This window comes from uncultured Sulfitobacter sp. (assembly GCF_947502895.1).
Classification (GTDB): Bacteria; Pseudomonadota; Alphaproteobacteria; order Rhodobacterales; family Rhodobacteraceae; genus Sulfitobacter.
Genome location: NZ_CANNBM010000001.1, coordinates 618,837 through 638,712 on the forward strand (window position 1 = coordinate 618,837; position 19,876 = coordinate 638,712).

27 protein-coding genes are annotated in these 19,876 nt (G+C 56.5%); 17 read left to right on the forward strand and 10 right to left on the reverse strand.

The window, feature by feature from the left end:
* Nucleotide 1: 1 nt before the first annotated feature.
* Both Q0903_RS03015 and Q0903_RS03020 read right to left on the reverse strand, forming a co-directional pair.
* The gene (locus Q0903_RS03015; protein ID WP_299412730.1) at nucleotides 2–607 is read right to left on the reverse strand and encodes a LysE family translocator; all 606 of its coding nucleotides are present in this window, start codon (nucleotides 605–607) and stop codon (nucleotides 2–4) included.
* Nucleotides 604–1,386, reverse strand: coding sequence for a uracil-DNA glycosylase (locus Q0903_RS03020; RefSeq protein WP_299412733.1), 783 nt, complete (start codon nucleotides 1,384–1,386; stop codon nucleotides 604–606). Before Q0903_RS03020 ends, Q0903_RS03015 begins: the two co-directional genes overlap by 4 nt.
* Before the next feature lie 108 nt (nucleotides 1,387–1,494).
* On the opposite strand from Q0903_RS03020, the gene Q0903_RS03025 reads away from it, so the two are divergent.
* From Q0903_RS03025 to Q0903_RS03090, 14 genes are all read left to right on the forward strand, one after another.
* Complete coding sequence (locus tag Q0903_RS03025) at nucleotides 1,495–2,433, forward strand: aspartate carbamoyltransferase catalytic subunit (RefSeq protein WP_299412735.1); 939 nt, start codon at nucleotides 1,495–1,497, stop codon at nucleotides 2,431–2,433.
* On the forward strand, nucleotides 2,430–2,924 hold the full coding sequence (locus tag Q0903_RS03030; protein ID WP_299412738.1) for a hypothetical protein: 495 nt from the start codon (nucleotides 2,430–2,432) through the stop codon (nucleotides 2,922–2,924). Before Q0903_RS03025 ends, Q0903_RS03030 begins: the two co-directional genes overlap by 4 nt.
* Complete coding sequence (locus tag Q0903_RS03035; protein WP_299412740.1) at nucleotides 2,921–3,454, forward strand: hypothetical protein; 534 nt, start codon at nucleotides 2,921–2,923, stop codon at nucleotides 3,452–3,454. Before Q0903_RS03030 ends, Q0903_RS03035 begins: the two co-directional genes overlap by 4 nt.
* Nucleotides 3,455–3,551: 97 nt before the next feature.
* On the forward strand, nucleotides 3,552–3,986 hold the full coding sequence (locus Q0903_RS03040) for a hypothetical protein (RefSeq protein ID WP_299025008.1): 435 nt from the start codon (nucleotides 3,552–3,554) through the stop codon (nucleotides 3,984–3,986).
* A complete protein-coding gene (locus tag Q0903_RS03045) occupies nucleotides 3,983–4,492 on the forward strand; it encodes a hypothetical protein (protein ID WP_299412743.1) in 510 nt (169 codons plus the stop codon). The genes Q0903_RS03040 and Q0903_RS03045 overlap by 4 nt, the downstream gene beginning before the upstream one ends.
* Nucleotides 4,489–5,763, forward strand: a complete 1,275-nt coding sequence (gene pyrC / locus Q0903_RS03050) for a dihydroorotase (RefSeq protein WP_299412746.1) — start codon at nucleotides 4,489–4,491, stop codon at nucleotides 5,761–5,763. The genes Q0903_RS03045 and pyrC overlap by 4 nt, the downstream gene beginning before the upstream one ends.
* A gap of 15 nt (nucleotides 5,764–5,778) precedes the next feature.
* Nucleotides 5,779–6,387, forward strand: a complete 609-nt coding sequence (gene plsY, locus Q0903_RS03055; protein WP_299412749.1) for a glycerol-3-phosphate 1-O-acyltransferase PlsY — start codon at nucleotides 5,779–5,781, stop codon at nucleotides 6,385–6,387.
* Entirely contained in the window at nucleotides 6,384–6,668 is a 285-nt protein-coding gene (locus Q0903_RS03060; RefSeq protein ID WP_299412752.1) for a hypothetical protein, read from the forward strand. Before plsY ends, Q0903_RS03060 begins: the two co-directional genes overlap by 4 nt.
* Nucleotides 6,665–7,321, forward strand: coding sequence for a hypothetical protein (locus Q0903_RS03065; RefSeq protein ID WP_299025018.1), 657 nt, complete (start codon nucleotides 6,665–6,667; stop codon nucleotides 7,319–7,321). Before Q0903_RS03060 ends, Q0903_RS03065 begins: the two co-directional genes overlap by 4 nt.
* 97 nt (nucleotides 7,322–7,418) lie before the next feature.
* The gene (locus Q0903_RS03070; protein ID WP_299025020.1) at nucleotides 7,419–7,952 is read left to right on the forward strand and encodes a MarR family transcriptional regulator; all 534 of its coding nucleotides are present in this window, start codon (nucleotides 7,419–7,421) and stop codon (nucleotides 7,950–7,952) included.
* Nucleotides 7,953–7,985: 33 nt separating this feature from the next.
* A complete protein-coding gene (locus Q0903_RS03075) occupies nucleotides 7,986–8,432 on the forward strand; it encodes a hypothetical protein (RefSeq protein WP_299412755.1) in 447 nt (148 codons plus the stop codon).
* Between the two features lie 11 nt (nucleotides 8,433–8,443).
* A complete protein-coding gene (locus Q0903_RS03080) occupies nucleotides 8,444–8,881 on the forward strand; it encodes a hypothetical protein (protein WP_299412757.1) in 438 nt (145 codons plus the stop codon).
* 33 nt (nucleotides 8,882–8,914) lie between these two features.
* Nucleotides 8,915–9,259, forward strand: a complete 345-nt coding sequence (locus Q0903_RS03085; protein ID WP_299412760.1) for a hypothetical protein — start codon at nucleotides 8,915–8,917, stop codon at nucleotides 9,257–9,259.
* Nucleotides 9,260–9,395: 136 nt separating this feature from the next.
* On the forward strand, nucleotides 9,396–9,974 hold the full coding sequence (locus tag Q0903_RS03090; RefSeq protein WP_299025027.1) for a DUF805 domain-containing protein: 579 nt from the start codon (nucleotides 9,396–9,398) through the stop codon (nucleotides 9,972–9,974).
* On the opposite strand, the gene Q0903_RS03095 is transcribed toward Q0903_RS03090, so the two are convergent.
* Genes Q0903_RS03095 through Q0903_RS03105 form a run of 3 tightly spaced genes read right to left on the reverse strand, consistent with a single transcriptional unit; the run spans nucleotide 9,971 to nucleotide 12,698 of the window.
* Entirely contained in the window at nucleotides 9,971–11,341 is a 1,371-nt protein-coding gene (locus Q0903_RS03095; RefSeq protein WP_299025029.1) for a glutamate--cysteine ligase, read from the reverse strand. The two genes, Q0903_RS03090 and Q0903_RS03095, sit on opposite strands and share 4 nt — an antisense overlap.
* Before the next feature lie 54 nt (nucleotides 11,342–11,395).
* Nucleotides 11,396–11,923, reverse strand: coding sequence for a hypothetical protein (locus Q0903_RS03100; RefSeq protein ID WP_299412763.1), 528 nt, complete (start codon nucleotides 11,921–11,923; stop codon nucleotides 11,396–11,398).
* A 52-nt stretch (nucleotides 11,924–11,975) separates the two neighbouring features.
* Nucleotides 11,976–12,698, reverse strand: coding sequence for a 16S rRNA (uracil(1498)-N(3))-methyltransferase (locus Q0903_RS03105; protein WP_299412765.1), 723 nt, complete (start codon nucleotides 12,696–12,698; stop codon nucleotides 11,976–11,978).
* A gap of 12 nt (nucleotides 12,699–12,710) precedes the next feature.
* Here Q0903_RS03105 and ubiA point away from each other — a divergent pair, with 12 nt between their 5' ends.
* From ubiA to Q0903_RS03120, 3 genes are all read left to right on the forward strand, one after another.
* A complete protein-coding gene (gene ubiA, locus Q0903_RS03110; protein ID WP_299412767.1) occupies nucleotides 12,711–13,685 on the forward strand; it encodes a 4-hydroxybenzoate octaprenyltransferase in 975 nt (324 codons plus the stop codon).
* Nucleotides 13,686–13,748: 63 nt separating this feature from the next.
* Complete coding sequence (locus Q0903_RS03115) at nucleotides 13,749–15,647, forward strand: OmpA family protein (RefSeq protein WP_299025037.1); 1,899 nt, start codon at nucleotides 13,749–13,751, stop codon at nucleotides 15,645–15,647.
* Complete coding sequence (locus Q0903_RS03120; RefSeq protein WP_025059625.1) at nucleotides 15,644–15,970, forward strand: hypothetical protein; 327 nt, start codon at nucleotides 15,644–15,646, stop codon at nucleotides 15,968–15,970. Before Q0903_RS03115 ends, Q0903_RS03120 begins: the two co-directional genes overlap by 4 nt.
* A 9-nt stretch (nucleotides 15,971–15,979) precedes the next feature.
* On the opposite strand, the gene Q0903_RS03125 is transcribed toward Q0903_RS03120, so the two are convergent.
* The 5 genes from Q0903_RS03125 to uvrC form a co-directional block, all read right to left on the reverse strand.
* Nucleotides 15,980–16,426, reverse strand: coding sequence for a universal stress protein (locus tag Q0903_RS03125; protein WP_299412771.1), 447 nt, complete (start codon nucleotides 16,424–16,426; stop codon nucleotides 15,980–15,982).
* A gap of 82 nt (nucleotides 16,427–16,508) precedes the next feature.
* A complete protein-coding gene (locus Q0903_RS03130; protein ID WP_299025045.1) occupies nucleotides 16,509–16,952 on the reverse strand; it encodes a molybdenum cofactor biosynthesis protein MoaE in 444 nt (147 codons plus the stop codon).
* A complete protein-coding gene (gene moaD, locus Q0903_RS03135) occupies nucleotides 16,953–17,198 on the reverse strand; it encodes a molybdopterin converting factor subunit 1 (RefSeq protein WP_299412774.1) in 246 nt (81 codons plus the stop codon).
* Nucleotides 17,198–17,863: a CDP-diacylglycerol--glycerol-3-phosphate 3-phosphatidyltransferase gene (gene pgsA / locus Q0903_RS03140; RefSeq protein WP_299412776.1), complete on the reverse strand. Its 666-nt coding sequence runs from the start codon at nucleotides 17,861–17,863 to the stop codon at nucleotides 17,198–17,200. The genes moaD and pgsA overlap by 1 nt, the downstream gene beginning before the upstream one ends.
* A 147-nt stretch (nucleotides 17,864–18,010) precedes the next feature.
* The gene (uvrC, locus tag Q0903_RS03145; protein ID WP_299025050.1) at nucleotides 18,011–19,876 is read right to left on the reverse strand and encodes an excinuclease ABC subunit UvrC; all 1,866 of its coding nucleotides are present in this window, start codon (nucleotides 19,874–19,876) and stop codon (nucleotides 18,011–18,013) included.

A 19,876-nucleotide genomic window follows, 5' to 3' on the forward strand; every position in this document is an offset into this window, starting at 1 on the left:
ATCACTCCATCACAGCCAGCCGCGCGGCCAATGCGGCATATATACTGCCCGTCACATAGCCCAAAACTCTGCTAGAGCGTAACAGCTTGGCTCCAAGGCTGCCTGCGAACGCGCCGACCATGCCGTTTACGAAAAAACCCCCAATCGCGATCATCATGCCAAATGCAAGGAACTGCACAAACACAGGCCCCGCAGACGGCACAACGAATTGCGGGATGAAGGCAAGTACGAACCAGATCACTTTGAAATTGCTCAGATTTGTAAATAGTCCCGCGCGAAAGGCCCGCAACGGGTTCATCCCCTTGCCTTTCACATGCGGCGGCTGAGGGCGTATGGCTTGCACCGCGAGATAGACGAGGTAGCAGACACCTATCCAGCGAATGACCTCGAATGCCCATGGAAAAGCGGCCACTACTGCGCCCAGCCCCAGACCCGCGATGGTCACGTGCACCATAGAGCCGGTGCTGATCCCCGCGCTTGCCGCCCATGCCGCAGTACGATCCGAGCGCAGACCTTGCGCAAGGCACAGCATCATGTCTGGTCCCGGGGTCAGGATCAGCGCAAGCGCCGCAGGCAGGAAAGCGATCAGGACAACGGGATCTATCATTTATCCACAGCATTTCTGAGGCTTAAAAGGTCGGCCCAAGCCTCTCGCTTTGCTGGCGGATTTCGCAAAAGGTAGGCAGGGTGAAACATCGGCAGAGCAGGTTTATCCACAGCCGTGGTCCACTGCCCGCGCAGCCGTGTAATGCCGCGTTTCGCGAGCAGCGCCTGACAGGCCCAATTCCCCATCACCACAAGAACTTTTGGATCAGCCAGCGCAATGTGGCGCATCAAGAATGGCTGCATCATCGCTATCTCTTCCGGCTTGGGGTCGCGGTTGTGCGGCGGACGCCAAGGTAGAATATTGGTGATATATAGCGGTGCAGCCGGATTATTTCGCCCCATGCCGATGGCATCAAACATACGGTCCAGCAGTTGCCCCGCTGCGCCGACAAACGGTTTGCCGGATCGGTCTTCCTCACGCCCCGGTGCCTCGCCGATAATCATGACAGGCGCGCCTGCAATCCCATCGCTGAAAACCATTTTGCGTGCACCACGTTTGAGATCACACAGGTCGAACGCCTGCATCGCAGCCTTCAAGTCCTCCAGCGTCACAGCCCCCTCCGCGGCAGCACGCGCTTCGGCGACTGCATCCCTCTCGCTCAAAGCGACGGGGCCTTTGGTAAGGTGTGGTTTCGCCTCTTCCTGCTTTGCCTTGGGTTTGGCCAAACGGTCCGGCAAGGCATATCTGTCCACGGGCGCATCAACGATACACTCGTCCGCCCCCAGTTCCATCTGCCATTCCAGCAATGCACGGCTTGTGTGAAAATCCAGTGATTCCATAAGCGCACTCTACGCCTCACCCGCCCAGATCAAAATGGCCTTCGTGCGCTTCTTGCCGCGCTGTACACAGGCCCCTATAACACCGCAAACAGTCTAAGGTTTCCCCGCATGAGTTTCGCCCACCGCCATCTGCTTGGCATCGAGCCGCTGCACCCGACCGAAATCACCACATTGCTGGACCTTGCCGACAGCTATGCCGAGCAGAACCGCAAGCCTGACAAGCACGGATCAGCCCTGCATGGCCTAACCCAGATTAACATGTTCTTTGAAAACTCGACACGCACACAGGCCAGTTTCGAGATTGCAGGCAAGCGGCTGGGCGCAGATGTCATGAACATGGCAATGCAGGCCAGCAGCATTAAAAAGGGCGAGACCCTAATTGATACCGCCATGACGTTGAACGCCATGCACCCCGATCTGCTGGTTGTACGCCACCCGCAATCGGGCGCGGTTGATCTGCTGGCGCAAAAGGTGAACTGCGCAGTGCTCAATGCAGGTGACGGACGGCATGAACACCCGACGCAGGCGTTGCTGGATGCGTTGACCATCCGCCGCGCCAAAGGCCGCCTGCATCGCCTGTCTATCGCGATCTGCGGTGATATTGCACACAGCCGTGTGGCGCGGTCCAACATCATGTTGCTGGGCAAGATGGAAAACCGCATCCGCCTGATAGGTCCACCTACGCTTATGCCCTCGGGTATCAGCGAATTCGGCGTCGAGGTTTTTGATAACATGCAAGAAGGGCTGAAAGACGTAGATGTTGTCATGATGCTTCGCTTGCAAAAAGAGCGCATGGATGGCGGGTTTATCCCCAGCGAAAGGGAATATTACCACCGCTACGGGCTTGACGCGGAGAAGTTATCCCACGCCAAGCCCGATGCTATTGTGATGCATCCTGGCCCGATGAATCGCGGCGTCGAGATCGACGGGACGCTGGCCGATGACATCAATCGCAGTGTTATTCAGGATCAGGTCGAGATGGGCGTGGCCGTGCGCATGGCAGCAATGGATTTGCTCGCGCGCAACTTGGCGGCCAACCGCGCATGAGCAGCGCGAACTTTTGGGATAACGTTCTGGAGCAAGATGAAGAGCTGCTCTGGACGGGTCGGCCCAAACCAAGGCTGCACTGGCGCAACTGGCGCCTCTATGGTTCGGCTCCTATGGCCGCAACTGGCCTGCTTGTGGCGGCTTGGTTTATTATTGCCACTGTCGGTGCAGAGGGCGACATGTGGCTGCTGATCCTGCCTGCCTTGTTGGTGCTGATCCCCCTGCGTGCGACACGACAACAGCTGCAAACTTATGCTGCGACACGCTATGCTCTCACCGACAGGCGCGCGCTGTTTTTTCATGTTGGCGCGCAAGAAACCCGCGTGAAAGCATATCCTGCCAGCGCAATGACCGCGCCCAAAAGACGCAACACATTGCCACCCAGCATCACTTTTTTGCAGTTAGGCAGCGGCAAGGACTACAGGATCGGATTTGATTATGTCGAGAAATCCGGTGATTTACGCACCCATTTGGAGCGGATGACACAGTGAGCACCCTATTCATCCCCCAGTACGAGAGCGGTGTTATCCGCATCTTTTCAATCTCAAGACCCATGTCCGATATGGCGCGCGCGCTCAAACAGCGCCCCAAGGCGATGATTGCGTCTGATCTTTTAGGTCATGATATCAAAGACGAAGCAGTAGAGCTTTTTGCTTTGGCTGACCTCACAGGTGTAGGTCTGCCCCGCTATCTGAACGATGGATATGATGTGGACGACGACGTGATACAAGCCGACCGTGCGCGGCTGGAGGCATTGGATGGCTATGTGCTGCTGTTGTTTTCAAAGGTCAGCGAAACAGGGGACGTTACATTGAACCCCTCCGCAGACTTGACGCTGATCGGCACCTATAGCGAGCCAAAGGCGGCCCATAGCGCTGTGCCGATTGCGGCCGAGGCAGCCAAACCTTATTCTGGCGTTGCAGCATCTACACAGCCAACCAAACGCGGCCCGCGCGGCAGCATCTTTACAGCACTTGCAGCTATAATAATCGCAATTCTGATATATTGGATACTGAGATGAAAGAGCCGAAACCCGATCCGAAAATGTCCGGCCGTGTGGCGACAATCGCCTTGCTGGTCGCTTTTGCTGTTGCAGCAGGCATGGTATGGATGGCCGGATGAACAGTGACGCGCTGGCAGCATGGACACCGTCCTTGCCGGTGTTTCTCCGCCGTTGCCTGATTGTCGGGGTGCTGACATTGTTGGTTGTCGCACTGGCTGGCTGGGGTATCGGCACCACTACGGGCTATTGGCAGGCGCTTTACGTGGGGCCGGTTCTGGCCCTGGCCTATAACATCGGCTTTGAGGACCCGGCCCGCTGGCGTGCCGCACGCCAGAACCGCTGGCATCTGCGCAGTGATGCCTTGATCCACTATGGCCCAGACGAGGAAACACGCATCCCGTTGGCAGACATTACCGACGTGCGAAAACGGTTGGGGTGGAGCGTTGTTGTATTTCTGAAAGGCGGAATGCGGGTACGGATCGTGTATGTCCGCAAACCTGCCGAGATCGTTTCACAAATTCTCGCCGCGCGGACACGGCTAACGCCTTGAGTGATCCGTGGGACGGCATATTGAACGAGGACGAAGAGATCCTGTGGCAAGGCACCCCTGCACACGGATTTGCTTTGGCCCAGCCCGATATACCGGCATTGATATACGGTTTATGTTGTCTGGCCTTTAGCGTGTTCTGGATCATGATGGTTAGCGATGCAGGGCGCTTTACATGGCTGGATCTGGTCCCGTTGGGCATCGGAATTGCGTTCACATGCTATTCAGTTCTGCGCGACACAGTCGCAAGGCGCTACAGCTTTTATACTCTCACCAATCAGCGGGCGATTGTGGGGACTTCGTATCCATGGTCTTTCAAGAGGCTGATGATAACCAAAGTCACTTCTCGTACACCCATCCACTTGCAGCGCGGCCACACTGTTGTTTTCGGTGTCCCAAAGTACAGTTCGCTGTATCCTTTACCGTTGCGCAGACCGCAATTCACGCGCATTGACGATGCAGAAAATGTGCTCAGCCTGATGCAAGAGATCCAGAAAGACACGCCATGACGCTTCATTTCATCAATGCAACCCTGATTGATCCTGAAACACAGACAGAAAGTACCGGATCGGTCAGCGTCGAGGGCAACCGTATTACCGCCGTCACAATAGGCGGCATCGCCAACCCCAAAGGCCAGGTCGTGGATTGCGGCGGCAAATACCTTGCTCCGGGCATCGTGGATCTGGGTGTCAAAGTATGTGAGCCAGGCGAACGGCACAAAGAAAGCTATCGGTCGGCGGGGTTGGCGGCGGCAAAAGGCGGTGTAACCACCATGATAACCCGCCCCGATACCAACCCTGCTATCGACAGCCCCGAAACACTCGAGTTTGTAACCCGCCGCGCAAATGAAGCCTCTCCCGTGAATGTGCTGCCCATGGCCGCACTGACAAAGGAACGCGCAGGCCGCGAGATGACTGAAATCGGTTTTTTGATGGATGCCGGTGCGGTGGCCTTTACCGATTGCGATCATGTCATATCCGACACGCGGGTTTTTTCGCGCGCACTTACATATGCACGCAGCTTGGGAGCGCTGGTGATCGCCCATTGCCAAGAACCCGTGCTAAGCCGTGGCGCGGTTGCGACGTCAGGCAAATTCGCTTCGTTGCGCGGGCTGCCAGCCGTTTCACCCATGGCTGAGCGTATGGGGCTGGACCGCGATATGGCCTTGGTCGAAATGACGGGCGCTCGCTATCACGCGGACCAGATCACAACCGCGCGCGCGCTGCCTGCGCTGGAACGGGCCAAAGCCAACGGGCTGGATGTGACAGCCGGTATCGGCATCCATCACCTGACGCTCAACGCCCTAGACGTGGCCGACTACCGCACATTCTTCAAGCTAAAGCCGCCCTTGCGTGATGAAGATGACAGGCTTGCCATGGTTGATGCCGTTGCGAGCGGACTGATTGATATTGTTTGCTCCATGCACACACCACAGGACGAAGAAAGCAAACGACTGCCTTTTGAAGAGGCGGCTTCAGGCGCTGTGGGGCTGGAAACCCTGTTGCCCGCAGCACTGCGCCTTTGGCATTCGGATATGATACCCCTACCCCAGCTCTGGCGTGCCCTATCGTATAATCCAGCACAACGTCTGGGCCTGCCTTCGGGGCGGCTGACCGAAGGTGCGCCTGCCGATCTGGTCCTGTTCGATCCTCACGCGCCATTTGTGATGGACCGTGCAACACTCCGCTCAAAATCGCGTAATACGCCGTTTGACGGAGTGCGGATGCAGGGTAAAGTCCTCGCAACTTATGTCGCAGGGTCCTGCGTCTTTGAACGATAAGGTGGAAGAACCCCCATGCCGCTAATTGAAAATACCCTTACTGTGCTGCTGCTCTGGGCAATACTGGGCTATCTGATCGGTTCGATCCCTTTCGGTGTAGTCGTGGCGCGGGTGATGGGGCTGGGAAATCTGCGCGAAATCGGATCAGGCAACATTGGTGCGACAAACGTACTGCGCACCGGCTCTAAACCAGCCGCTGCCGCCACACTCGTATTAGACGCGGCCAAGGGCGCTGTAGCACTATTGGTGGCGCGCGCATTGGCCGGAGAAGACGCGGCACAGCTGGCCGCCCTCGCCGCGATGATCGGGCATTGCTATCCTGTATGGCTCAAGTTCAAGGGCGGCAAAGGTGTGGCCACGTTTATTGGCATCATGCTGGCGCTTGCATGGCCTGTGGGGATTGCTGTTTGTGCAGCATGGCTTGTCGGCGCGGCACTTACGCGCCAATCGTCGATGGGCGGTATGATCGCGGCCGCGGCTTCAAGTATTCTGGTGGTTCTCATGGGCTATGGCAGCGGCTATGTGCTGTGCCTGATCCTGACGATCATCACCATTTGGCGCCACCGCGCCAATATTGCCCGTATCCGCGCAGGAACCGAGCCTAAGATCGGCCAAAAAGGGTGAGATCGGCTGCTCCTACAGGGTTTGCCGAGGCCCTGCACGCGATTCCCCTTGGCACCACTACGGGATATGCAGGTGCCACCCGCTACACTGCTACCCGATCTGATTTCAATCAGGGGCGCTCTACCAAGCTTGTGGCAGAGGCATTGGACGGCAGCGACTATATCAGTCTCAATTTCTATGATCTGACACAAGGCGGTCAGCTTGCCCCCTGCGAGATGCCACATGAAAAAGTCGTCACATTTGTGAAAGCCTACAGCCCAGACGGACACGTGGACGCATGAGATATCTTGCCGCCCTATGCTTTATCCTTTGCGCCCCACCAGCACTAGCACAGGACTTTGACGTCACACTTGCTGGCAAACCACTTGGGCTACTTAGTTTTGAGGCGAAGGGCCAACGTAGCACCCTGCGCTCGACACTAAACAACACTCCGCTTGGCGTCTTTAACGGCACATTCGTTGGCGTTAGCAAAGGCTCAGGCCGGACCGCGCGATTTACTGGTGACAGTAAGTCATCGCGCAAGCAACGGCGCGTGATGATCGACATCACAAATGGCCGCGCCACAGCAACAAATATCACACCAGCCTCAGAGCAGACCGACCTTTCAGATATCAATCAAGTACCAGCAGGTGTGTTGGACCCTGTTGAGGTGATCAGCAGGCTAATTCGCGCCGAAGGATGCCCTGAACAGATGCGCCTGTATGACGGGCGGCGCGTTGTGGCATTGGCCACGACAGGACAGAACAGACAAGAAGGCAGTCTAACCTGCGCTCTCAGCTACAAAGTAATTGCAGGGCCCGGCCACCTTTCGCCTCTGCGCATATCACAGGCGAAGATACAGCTGCGCTATGTCACAACAGACAATGCACAAACTCTGGAGCAGATGAAAATTTCATCTGGCATCTTTAGTCTGAGCCTTGACCGTCGGGAGTAAAGCCAAGCTACAAATTTCTGTCATTACAGAAATTACTTGCATCTTTGGTGATTTCCGTTATTTCTGTTAATACAGAAATTAATGAATGAGTCGCCCCATGCACCTGACACCCGCCATGCAGAACTTTATCCTCCACTGGGGGGATATGGGTGCCAAGTGGGGCACCAACCGGTCGGTCGCACAAATCCATGCGCTGCTCCACATTACACCCGATCCTCTCAGCGCCGACGAGATTTGCGAGCTGCTTAATCTGGCGCGCTCCAATGTCTCTAACGGGCTGAAAGAGCTGCAAAGCCTCGGCATGGTCAAATCCCAGCGCAAACTGGGCGACCGCCGCGATCACTTCACCTCGATCCGCGATATGTTCGAACTGGTTAATACTGTGATCGAGAGCCGCAGAGAGCGCGAATACCTACCCACCCTGCGCGCCCTTGAAGATGTGCAACGCGAGGCGGCAGACGACGCAACGCCCCCCGCCGTGCAAGCGCGGATCAAAGAAACCCTCGACACAATGCAGATGTTTGACGGCTGGTATACCGACGTCTCGCGCCTGCCCCGTTCCGTACAAATGGCTGCAATCCGTCTGGGTGGGCGCATCGCGCGTTTCCTGCCCAAAGGCAAGGATGGCTAACCCGCCTCTTCTATTTATCCAAGGATTTCTCTCATGACAGAAATACGTAAAATCTCTGAAGTAAACGATATTCACTGGCTGGGTTTTTTCGCGGCATTGCTCGCTGCACCTGCACTTCTTGCCAGCGTGCTAATCGGGCCGCTGTGGCTGCTTGATCTGGTATATCACAGCCAAGACCTGCGCAGTTTCATGGGCATTTTAAGCGTACTTAGCGTCATTGGTGCAACTCTCTATTTCTGCATCGGGACACCCGTACTGATCTATCATTTGCGCAGACATGCCCCACAGGTGGGGCGTATTGTGGGCCTGTCACTGGTTTCGCTCTTGTGGATGCTCCCCATCGGCGCGGCTTTCTCGATCGCTATTTTTGAGCCGGGGCCAATCATGTTTGCCGCTATCTCTATGGGCTTTGGTCTGATCGGTGCTCCGCCTCTCGCGGCCCTGTTCACCCTTGTCTACCTCCGCTTTGTCCGCTTGTGAAAGGAATGATCATGCAGACTCTCATCACCCCGCCGGTCCTCCCGTATCCGCCCCGCTATATCATTGATCCTGTTGCGTTCTTTGTTGCACTTGTCGGTGGTCCTGTCCTGTTTACCGCCGCCAGTTTCTGGGCGCTATTCATCCCTGTTTTTGCGCTGGCCCTTGGCGGGCCTGTGTATCTGGTGATCGGCACACCACTTCTGTTGTGGTACCTGCGCCACCACGACGGGGAACCGCACGATCTAGCGTGGTTGGCGTTCAGGGTCATGGTGCTTGCCCTGCTGCTGGTTGCGACCCTCGCTGCTATCACAGGGGATGAAGACTTATTTGGCCTAGGCATGGCTTACACCGGATTTGGCATGATCTTTGCACCAGCATGGGCCTACTTCTTTGGCACCCTCTATCACTGCTTGCGGCGCGACTTTTTCGCGATCCCGCGCAGCCACTGACACTTAAAACAACCATCAAAAAAGGAACATACCATGATTGTACTTGCTCTTCTCTATATGGCCCTTGGCTTTGGCGCGCTGACTGCGCTGGCAATAATGATCTTGCGCATCGGCGCCCTGTTGGGCGATTGCCCGCAAAGCCGCGCCACCGCCCGAGCCGCTGCTGTGACTATTGCTACCGGATTTGCCGCAATCGGCGCGGGGGGTGTCATACTGGTCGGGGCTATGCTGCCCCTGCTGGCCGACGCACCGCTTGCAGGTTTTCTTGCCGCACTTGGGTTCGCCGCACTCTGCCTCGGGCTGGGCTTTACCCAAGCGGTAGGAACCCTGCGCGCCCTTATGATGGATAGTGCCAAGGCGAAACCCGCCACTGCATAAACCACCACCTGTCACACAAAGCGGCCGACGTGCGTGTTGGCCGTTTTCCCTATACTGCCCCTGATTTACCACATTCCTCCCCTTATTGCGCCACGGCCATCCGCCATATTTTACGCAGGCAAAGAGGAACGACCACATGACAGGACCCATCGACGCACTGACGCAATCGATTGTGCATATGTTCAATTTTTCGGGGCGCGCGACGCGGTCGGAATACTGGTGGCCCTATATTACATTCAGTTTTGTGTTTGGTATCGCACTTGTAGCCGACATCGTGATGGTTTTTGAGTGGATCGCCCTCAACCCCGACAGCCTCATCCCGACGTTTGGCATGTTTGACCTCTATTCTGTCATCGTCAGTGCAATCACGTTCCTACCCTTGATGAGCTTGTCTATCCGCCGTTTGCATGATGTGGGCATGTCAGGATTTGTCTGGCTGCTTAACTGTATTCCTATGGTGGGCTGGCTGATCCTGATGGTGATTTATGCCATGCCCTCTGTGAACCGCACCTCTGTGCACGGATCACCCAAGCGCGCTGTGCCAAAGACAGTGGGGAGCACGGCCACGCTGGATACGCACCAGCGCGCCATGCAAGGCTACGCCCTGTTGTTTGATAAAGAACGGCAGGTCACACCCGAACAAGAAGCTGCGCGAAAAGCCGAGATTTCAGACTATTACCGCAGCCATGTGCTCAAACCAGCATCAGGCGTCTAATAGGAGAAATCCGCATAAATGCGGCTGATGTCACCACTCCATTCGCCGTTATAGCAATCAAGCAGCTCATCCGCAGGGGTTTTGCCTGTCTCGATGCTTTCTTTTAGCGCGTTCAAAAAGTGTGTCTCGTCCGGTACCAAGCCACCTGCGCCGCTGCGAGCGCGTGATTTCAATCCGGCTTCGGACAGGGCAACTGCCTCACGCGCGATGTCATGCAGGTTGATACCATTGACCTGCGCTTGCAGCCCGTCAACCGAGGCTGCGACACGCATCTGCTCGCGCGTGTCAGCATCCCAGCCTTTGACCAGATCCCATGCACCATCCAGTGCGGCCTGATCATACATAAGCCCTACCCAGAACGCAGGGAGCGCACACAGGCGGCGCCATGGGCCACCGTCAGCGCCCCGCATTTCTATAAATTTCTTCATGCGCGCTTCGGGGAAGGCTGTGGTCAGATGATCCGCCCAATCGCTAAGTGTCGGTGTCTCACCCGGCAAAGCAGGTAGTTTTCCAGCCATAAAATCACGAAACGACATGCCAAGAGCGTCGATATATTTGCCATCGCGGTAAACAAAATACATCGGCACATCGAGGGCATAATCAACCCAACGCTCGAACCCGAAGCCATCCTCGAATACAAATGGAATCATGCCTGTACGGGCATCGTCCAGATCACGCCACACGCGGCTACGCCATGATTTATGACCGTTTACCTTGCCTTCAAAGAAGGGCGAGTTCGCGAACAGAGCCGTCGCCACAGGCTGCAACGCCACAGCAACGCGCATTTTTTGCACCATGTCCGCTTCTGACCCGAAATCGAGGTTTACTTGTACCGTACAGGTCCGCCGCATCATGACGCGGCCCATCGTGCCAACCTTGGTCATATAATCGTTCATCAGCGCGTAGCGGCCCTTTGGCATCAGGTCCATCTGCTCGTGCGTCCATTCGGGTGCTGCACCCAACCCGATGAAGCCTACACCAATCTCGTCAGCCACATCGCGCACTTCGCGCAGGTGGGTGTTTACCTCGTCGCATGTCTCGTGGATCGTCTCGACGGGTGCACCCGACAGTTCCAGCTGCCCACCCGGCTCCAGCGATACATTCGCACCGTCTTTTTCAAGACCGATCAACTTGCCGCCCTCTTCTACGGGGGACCAGTTATGGCGGTCGCGCAGCCCCTCCAGCATCACGCGGATCGAGCGCTCGCCCTCATAGGGCAGTGGCAGGTTGGTATCTTTGCAGTAGCCGAACTTTTCATGCTCGGTGCCGATGCGCCAGTCTGCTTTGGGCTTGCAGCCATCTGCAAGATACTGGGCCAATTGGTCAAAGTGCTCGATCGGCCCGCCGCCGGATTGTGGAATAGACATGCTGTGCGCTCCGATTGGGTCTGCTCCGCAGCCTTGCGGAGATTCGTCTGGTCGTCAATGCAGCAGCGTGTGGGCAGGACGCAAGGGGGTGCGTTCCCAAATCACGACTGCGTGGGCGCGGCGCGTGCCCAGTTCGGCTAGCATCCGCTCGGTGCGTAGACCGGGCAAAGTCGCAAATGCATCAAAAAGGGCATCCGCACCGGCGGCGTTCACAGGAATTAGCACCGCAGCCTGTTCGGGCGCATCAAGGCGCCAATGAGGGGGCTGTGATGTGGCATCAAGGCTCAGCCGCTCAAGTGCAGTGAGGGATACAACACCGCCTGTGAGCGGCCCAAAGTAAGCGATCTGACCTTCATCCACCTGCACCGCGCCAACGCCATCGTCTTTGCCGCGAAACCGTGCGCGCTGCACACCAATCACTGTTAATGCAGCTGCTCCAATGACAAATGCCCAACCTGGTATAGCCAAAAGCCTGCCTGGTCCGATTATCCACCACAGCCCAAGCGCCGCCAGACCAACCGCCAGCACAACCTCACGCCAACGCCAAAGGGCGGCTTTGGCCTCGGGACGAAAGAAATTCACTGGCCAACTCTCCCATAGGCAGCGAGGCCCGTTTTCGATTTCTCGTGGCTTTTCATGTCCAGTCCCCCAATGCCTGTTGCCACACTGTCATGGCAGCCACCGCCGCTGTATCTGCGCGCAATATCCGCGGCCCCAGCGAAACGGGCGTGGCGTGCGCCAGCCCCCGCAGCCGCTCCCGCTCCCGCGGCGAGAAACCACCTTCGGGACCAATAAAAATAGCCCAAGGCGTTGCACCCGAAAGGGTCAAAGCTGTTGGGCTCACACTCAGCGTCTCGTCACAGAACATGATCTGACGGGAGGTGTCCCATCCGGCCAAAATGCGGTCGATCCGGGCAATATCATCTACCAAAGGCACGTAAGTGCCGCCGCACTGCTCTGCCGCCTCAACCGCATGAGCCTGCAAACGGTCACGTTTGAAACCACCCGAATTCGTAAATTCGGTCTGCATGGGGACGATTCGCGAGGCACCCATCTCAGTCGCTTTTTCCACGATAAAATCCGTGCGCGCCTTTTTGATCGGTGCAAAGCACAGCCAGAGGTCGGGTGGCATTTGCAAGGGCTTGGTCTGCGCCTCACAGATCAGCGTACCACCACGTTTGCCCGCCTCCGCGACACTTGCGCGCCATTCGCCGTCTTTTCCGTTGAACAACAGCACCTGTGCGCCCACAGTCTTGCGCATGACACCAAACAGGTAATGCGCCTGCGCGCGGTCCAAAGGAACCGATTGCCCCGCCCCTAAAGGGTGATCTACATAAAGTCTAATTTTCGCGTCCATAGGAATGGATATATGCAAGACAACGCCCCACCACCAGAGCAGAGCGACATTGGTGTCGTTGCAGATGCCTATGCCCGCAACTGGGTTGACCGCTTTGCGCCCGCCGCAACACGGCCCTATCTGCGGCTCAGTCGTGCAGACAGGCCGATCGGAACCTGGTTATTGCTGTTGCCGTGCTGGTGGGGATTGTCGCTGGCGATGCTGTATGACGGCAAGGCGACATGGTTTGACCTTTGGATATTTATCGGGTGTGCGATTGGCGCGTTCCTGATGCGCGGAGCGGGCTGTACGTGGAACGATATATCAGACCGCGATATCGACGCGCAGGTGGCACGCACCCGTTCGCGGCCCATCCCTTCGGGACAGGTCAGCGTGCGCGGGGCGGTTATCTGGATGGTGGTACAAGCCCTCCTATCCTTCCTGATCCTGCTCACTTTCAATGCTGCGGCGATCCGCCTTGGCGTGCTGGCACTGCTTCCTGTGGCGATCTATCCTTTTGCCAAGCGGTTTACGTGGTGGCCCCAAGCGTTTCTAGGCCTTGCCTTCAACTGGGGCGCCTTGCTGGCGTGGACAGCGCATACAGGGCGTCTGGACGCGCCAGCCGTTGTTCTCTACCTCGCGGGGATCGCGTGGACGCTTTTTTACGATACAATCTATGCCCATCAGGACACCGAAGACGATGCCCTGATCGGAGTGAAATCAACAGCCCGTCTGTTTGGCGAGAATTCGGGAAAATGGTTGCGCAGATTTCTGATGGCAACAGTAGGGTTGATGGGCATTGCCGTTGTTTTTGCCGTCCTGCCCAACCCGTCCGTGCTGGCCTTGGCTGTGGCGGTTGCAGGGCCTTGGGCGATGGGCTGGCACATGGCATGGCAATTACGGGGTCTGGACATCACCAATTCTGACAAAATGATGCAATTGTTTCGGGCCAACCGCGATACTGGCGTGATCCCGCTTCTCTTTTTCGCCGCAGCCCTACTCCTGTGATTGCACCACGCCGCACACCATCGTACACCACTGCCTAGATATTAAACTGTTTTGAAAGAGCCTATGCGCCTCTCTTCCCTGCTCACCATCTTCCTGACATTTGCTGCCGCTGCAGTGGTGTCGCTGGTCGCTGCAAATTTTTCGGTCAGACTGATTGAGGATTCTTCAGAGATCGGCGTGCGCGATGCGCTGGATGAAAAAGGAATGACATGGGCAGAGGTCGAGGCAAACGGGCTGCAAGTCTCGCTCTCCGGCGTGGCCCCCACAGAAGCGGTGCGTTTTTCTGCGCTGACAACAGCAGGCTCTGTCGTAGACGCCGCGCGAGTTATCGACGATATGAACGTGGCCGCCCAAGAGGCATTAGCGCCGCCAACATTCTCGGTAGAGATTTTGCGCAATGACAGCGGTTTGTCCGTCATTGGCCTGATCCCGACCAGCACAGACCGTGACTACGTCATCGCACGCTTTAACAGCCTCGCAGGGTCCACAGGAGTGACCGACCTGCTCGAAGCGGCAGATTATCCCGCGCCCGAAGGTTGGGACAGTGCGATGGAATTCGCTCTCGCCGCAATGAGCAGCCTGCCGCGGGCCAAAGTGTCGGTACAGGCCAGCCGCGTGGCCATCACAGCAATTACTGACAGTGCGCAAGAAAAAGCGCAGCTGGAACAAAACATGCGCCGCATGACGCCTAGCCGCATCACACTCGAGCTTGACGTGTCTGCGCCGCGTCCTGTCATTACACCATTCACCACCCGCTTTCAGATTACGGATGGCGAAGCGAGCTTTGACGCATGCTCTGCCGATACGGACCTCGCAGCCGAGCGGATTATCGGCGCTGCGAAGGCTGCGGGCGCGGAAAGCCCGCGCTGTACTGTAGGTCTGGGTGTTCCAAGCCCGCGCTGGGCCGATGCAGTCACAGCATCTATCAACGCCCTTACCAAGCTGGGCGCAGGATCAGTTACCATCGTTGATGCTGATATTTCCCTACTGGCAGCTCCCGGAACGCGACAATCGGATTTTGATACCGTTGTAGGAGAACTGGAAAATGCGTTGCCTGAGGTGTTTGCGCTGCAATCCAAACTACCACAGGCGCAAGACCCCGATGCAGGCCCGCCAGAGTTCACCGCGACCCTCAGCCCCGAAGGCCAAGTGCAGCTGCGCGGACGCGTGAACGATGATGCATTGCGCGAACTCACCAGCAGCTTTGCCAAAGCCCGCTTTGGCTCGGACAAGGTATATACGGCCACACGGGTGGTTGACGATCTGCCGCTGGATTGGGCCGCGCGCGTTCTTGCAGGGCTGGAAGGGTTGGGTGAACTCAGCAACGGTGTTGTTACAGTCACACCTGAAACACTGGTTCTGACAGGCAATACAGGTAATCCTGACGCCTCAACCGAGATCGCCGCACTGCTGGCGGGCAAGCTGGGTGAAGGTACTTCATTTGACGTAAACGTCACCTACCAGAAAAAACTAGACCCTGTACTGGGACTGCCAACGCCTGATGAATGCGAAGCCGAAATCGGCGGGATCGTTGCGGCAGGCAAGATCAACTTTGAACCCGGCTCAGCAACTATTGACGCTTCTGCGCTGGGAACAATGGATGATATCGCAACCGTTCTTAAACGATGCGGTGATCTGCAACTGGAAATTCAAGGCTATACCGATAGTCAGGGCCGCGAAGAAATGAACCTCGCCCTCAGCCAGAGCCGTGCAGAATCAGTCCTGAACGAATTGCGCGCACGCCGCGTTGTGACAGGGTCTTTCAAAGCTGTAGGATATGGCGAAGCAAGCCCCGTTGCAGACAACGGTACAGAAGCCGGTCGCGAAGCGAACCGCCGGATCGAATTTCGCTTGATCCGGCCGGATACCGCTGCGACACCCGATGAAACAACTCTGGAAAACACTGCACAAAGCGGTGATAACGCCACTGATACGACGACTGAAGAAAGTGCCACAGAATGAGCCGATTTGAATTTGTACTGGCGACCGCAATCATTCTGTTTGTTGCGTTTTGCATGGGATGGTTTGCCAACTGGCTACTGCACCGCTTTACCCGCGTAGCTGCAGATGATGTCGCTCAGCTGGACCGGATGAGTCAGGAATTGCACGAAGCGGAAGAGACACGCGATCAGGCAATAACATACTTGCAACAACGCGAGGCAGAGTTAACAAACCAGCTGTCCCAAACCGAAGCTGAGCTGCGCGCCGCGATGGATGGCCTGCGCGACGCCCGCCATGAAGCCGAAGAAATGCGCGCCTATATTGATAGCCAGCGCGCGGGCTAAATCACACGCCTAAGGGACAGTAAGACAGGCACATTTCGCATGTTTACTGATTTGGCTGGATGTGCTGCCCAGCACCAAAGCACCCAGTCCGCCCAAACCACGTCTGCCCGTTACAATCAGATCAGCCTTTGAGGCTTCCGCGAGATCCAGCACTTCGGAAGCAGGATCACCCTGCCCCACATGTACCTCCACGTTTTCGACCCCTTCCTGTGCCGCAATGACTTTTGCTTGCGCACACAGCTTTTCAGCGGCCTCTGCAAGCAGCTCTTGTTCTGCTGCGTTTGGACCAACGTAGAAACCTGATATCGCTTCAGCGGCATAGGTCACAGTCTCTTGCCGCGGCGTATGGCAGATCTGCATGCGCGCGCCATATTGCTTTGCAATGCTACAGCCCAGCACAAGCGCACGCTGCGCGGCATCAGAGCCGTCAATGCCCACAATGATAGAAGTAATCATAACCCGTCCTCTATGAAGATGTTGGACGGTTCCTAGCATAAAAAAGCATTTGGCCTTTGATTTGGATCAAGACCGGCGCGGTCTACCAGCGGGTCAACGCGACTTCGTCTTCTTCGGTCGCAGCCACCCATGTGGCCCCCGAAGCCGAGACTTCACGCTTCCAGAACGGAGCGCGTGATTTGAGGTAGTCCATCAAAAACGTCGCCGCCTCAAATGCATTGGTGCGGTGGCGTGCCGCTGTGCCCACCATCATAATCATATCCCCAGGAAGCAGGCGACCATGGCGATGGATAACCAAAACATCGCCAAGCGAAAACCGTTCTTTCGCTTGCTCGGCCATAGCCACAATCGCTTTTTCGGTCATGCCTGGATAGTGCTCGATCTCCATCGCTTCCATCGGGTCATCCGGCAGATCGCGCACAATACCCGTAAAGGTCACCACCGCACCGATATCACGGTGTCCTGACGCAAAAGCCGCTGTTTCCGCACCCAGATCAAAAGGAGCCTCCTGCACCGATATCCGCATCTAGCCCCCCGTCATGGGGGGGAAAAACGCCACTTCGCGCACGCCGGACAAGGACGCATTAAAATCCGACAATTCCTGATCCAACGCCACCCGAAGCGCCGAAATATCCGCGAAAGCAGCTGCATAACGCTCTTCGCGCGCGCTAAGTTCGGCGACCAACGCGCGTACAGTTCCGGCATCGGTCTGGACCGTTTCACGCGGCAAGCCGATGCGCTCTCTTACCCATGCAAAATACAATACATCCATTAACGGCCCTCCTTAAGATGCGGCATGGCTTTCATCAGATAATCCCAGCCTGTGATCGCCGTCAAACCGGCAGCCAGCCACAACAGCCATAGACCCAGACGGCCTGACCATTCCATTGCGAAGGCTTTCCAGCCCAGCCCGAGAACATCTTCTTCAGCGCCACTCAAAATGGCCTGCACCAGTTCCGTATCCATACCGTAAATGCTCATCCCCAAATAATGCTCGAAAACACCTTGGCTGAACAAAACAGCGATTGCCGTCATCTGAAGCGCAGTTTTCCACTTAGCCAGCTTGGTAACTTTTAGCGTACCAGCCGTATCGCCAAGATATTCCCGCAGGCCCGACACAAACACTTCGCGGAACAAAATAACGGTGGCCGGTAGCACAAGCCACGGTGACCAGCTGGAAAAGCCGATGATGACCATCAAGGCAATCACAACCATCGCCTTGTCGGCAATCGGGTCCAGCATCGCGCCCAGCTTGGTCTCCTGCTTCCATGCGCGGGCCAGATAGCCATCAAACCAGTCGGTCACAGCCGCCGACACAAAAAGCAACAGCGCGAACCAGTCCGCATAGGGACGGGTGAAATACAAAAACATCACCGCCACGGCGGGGGCTGCAAGCAGACGGATAACCGTCAGAATATTGGGTAAATTCCACTTCATTTGCGAACCCTACACCGCCCTTATGCTACGTAAAAGCACGATCAACTACCAAAAGCAGATGCCCGCCAATACGCCTGCGTCCCGTATCTTCATTTCGCCTGTAAACTCAACCCAGTCTGAAGATCATGCACCATCAACGGCTGATGCTTACCCCTTTTCATGAAAGTAGGCATAGATCGTGTCGGCCAGTGCGCCGGACACGCCCTCAACGGCCTTGAGATCATGCAGATTGGCCCGCGCCACCGCTTTGGCCGAACCAAAATGCGCCAGCAATGCACGTTTGCGCGCAGCCCCTACGCCTGGCACATCATCCAGTGGTGTTGCACCAACGGATTTCGCCCGTTTGGCCCTGTGAGTGCCGATTGCAAAACGGTGCGCCTCATCCCGCATCCGCTGGATGAAATACAAAACCGGATCATTGTGCCGCAGGGCCATGACGGGTTTCCCCGTGCGGTAGAATTCCTCTTTACCCGCATCACGGTCCACGCCTTTGGCAACGCCAACCATAGGAATGTCCTCAACCCCGTACTCGCGCATAATGTCACGCACAGCACTGACCTGTCCTGCACCGCCGTCGATCAACAGCAGATCGGGCCAATGGCCCTCCTTGCGATCAGGGTCTTCCTTGAGCAGACGCTTAAAGCGGCGTGTCAGCACTTCTTTCATCATGCCAAAGTCATCACCGGGGGTCAGCTCGTCCCCTCGGATATTGAATTTACGGTACTGGTTTTTAATCATGCCTTCCGAGCCTGCGACCACCATAGCACCCACGGCAAATGCACCCTGAATATGGGAGTTATCATAGATCTCAATCCGTTCGGGCGGTTTGGGCAGCTCAAACGCTTCGGCCAGACCACGCAACAGCTTTGCTTGTGTGGCGCTTTCTGCCATTTTGCGTGCAAGGCTTTCGCGGGCATTACGCAACGCACCGTCCACCAACTCCGCTTTCTCGCCGCGCTGTGGGACCAGCAGTTCAACCTTACGGTCGATCTTGGTGGCAAGAGCAGCAGACATCAGATCGGGGTTTTCTATCTCATGGCTGAGGATCAACTGGCGCGGCGGCTCCCGCTGGTCGTAAAACTGGCCGATAAAAGCCTCCAGCACTTCGGACGCCTCAACATCATCACCCACGCGGGGATAGTAATCATGGTTGCCCCAGTTCTGACCCGAGCGGATGAAGAATACCTGCACACAAGCCTGCCCGTCAGACAGATGCAGCGCGATGATATCCGCTTCGGTCACGCCTTTGGGGTTGATACCTTGTGTCGTCTGTACTTGCGTTAGTGCCTTAATGCGGTCGCGCAGCGCTGCCGCGCGTTCAAACTCCATCTCTTCTGATGCTTTTGCCATTTCAGAGGCCAGCCGCGTCTGGATGCCAGTGCTTTTGCCCGATAGAAATTTCTGCGCATCCTCAACTGTCTGTCGGTAGGCTTCTGCACTGATCTTGTCGACACAAGGGGCCGAACACCGCTTGATCTGATATTGTAGACAGGGCCGCGTGCGCGACTCAAACTGGCTGTTAGAGCAGTCACGCAGCAAAAAAACGCGTTGCAATTGGTTCAGCGTCCGGTTTACCGCCCCGGCACTGGCAAAGGGGCCGTAATAGGCGCCCTTTTCCTTCTTCGCGCCACGGTGTTTTTTAATTTGGGGATAGTCATGTTCTGACGTCACGAGAATGTTTGGAAAGCTCTTGTCGTCGCGCAGCAGCACGTTGAACTTCGGCTTCAGCTGCTTGATCAGGTTCTGCTCTAGCAGCAGTGCTTCTGTCTCAGTCTTTGTAGTAAGAAACATCATCGAACTAGTGTTGTCGATCATCCGCGCGATGCGCGCGCTGTGGCCAGAGGGGCGCGCATAATTGCTTACACGCGCTCTCAGGTTGCGCGCTTTGCCCACATACAGAACGCGGCTTTCGCTATCGAGCATCCTGTACACACCCGGGGATCCATCCAGCGTTTTCAAATAGCTCTGGATTACAGCGTGGCCTGTGGGTGGTGTGTTTTCAGTCTCTGACAT